A 609-nucleotide genomic window follows, 5' to 3' on the forward strand; every position below is an offset into this window, starting at 1 on the left:
ACACAAGTTGTTCTTCATAATCTCTTAATGATCTTTCTAACATCTCGTCAATGCTAGAAGCTGGACTCGAAACACTTAACAACTCAGCAACCTGCTTCGTTCGTTTCCGTGTATCTCGTCGGTATGGGGTGCATTCTATAGATTTTTTCTTCCCTTGCAACCCCTTATTTAAACGAAAACTCATGTATGTTTATTTTTTAAGCAAATTTATGTTTTTTACACTAAAAAATACACAAAAACAATTAATTTAATTAAAAAACCCCAATTAAATTGGGGTTTTTGAGATCAAAAAGCTCTAAATCTTACTCTATGTATTTTTGAGTACTATAATATGAAGTAGCTAGTTTTCGAATTGTTTTCATTTCTTGATCACCATCTATTGAATTTAAGTAATTTAAGAATGCTTCTGCATAGTCCAATCCAACTTCTATTCGACGCTCACCTGTAATTTTTTTCAATGTATGATAGTAATCAGCACCATCAGCTAAAAAATTGATGGTTACAATTTTATATAACTGATCTCTGTACACGACAAATTTCACAGAACCCTTATCCTATCAGGATTCTGCTTTCTTAAAATTGCCAAAATTTCCTTAAACTCTTCTTTTT

At 31.4% G+C, this 609-nt stretch carries 2 protein-coding genes; both read right to left on the reverse strand.

The genetic code is table 11. The features are described from left to right. Positions 1–184, reverse strand: a 184-nt coding sequence (locus AC1M9D_RS14065; protein ID WP_481612443.1) for a hypothetical protein, incomplete at its 3' end; no start/stop codon positions are given. Positions 185–302: 118 nt separating this feature from the next. Next, entirely contained in the window at positions 303–530 is a 228-nt protein-coding gene (locus AC1M9D_RS14070) for a hypothetical protein (RefSeq protein WP_481612444.1), read from the reverse strand. Positions 531–609: the final 79 nt, after the last annotated feature.

This window comes from Acinetobacter sp. ANC_7682, assembly GCF_056779795.1.